This window comes from Pseudomonas sp. HY7a-MNA-CIBAN-0227 (assembly GCF_040310325.1).
Classification (GTDB): Bacteria; Pseudomonadota; Gammaproteobacteria; order Pseudomonadales; family Pseudomonadaceae; genus Aquipseudomonas.
Map to the genome: position 1 here is coordinate 1 of NZ_JBEOPT010000229.1, position 258 is coordinate 258.

A 258-nucleotide genomic window follows, 5' to 3' on the forward strand; every position below is an offset into this window, starting at 1 on the left:
CTTCGTGGCATCTTTGTTGGCGTTGGGATAAAGCATGTAGTTGGACGTCTTGGCTATCACCTGTGGCCGCAGCATGTAGTTGATGAATTCCAGAGCGGCCTTTGGGTGGCGAGCATCCTTGAGCAACACCCAGTTTTCAGACCAGACCAACGCCCCTTCCCGCGGCAGGCTGTAGGCAATCTTGCGGCCACTGTTGGACTTTTCATTAATCGCCTGCGCCGCCAGGGCACCATTGGCCCAGCCGACGACCGCACAGAT

At 57.0% G+C, this 258-nt stretch carries 1 protein-coding gene; it reads right to left on the reverse strand.

Features of this window, described 5'->3' with window-relative positions; translation table 11 throughout:
* Nucleotides 1-258, reverse strand: a 258-nt coding sequence (locus AAEZ06_RS27700) for an extracellular solute-binding protein (protein WP_350617341.1), incomplete at both ends; no start/stop codon positions are given.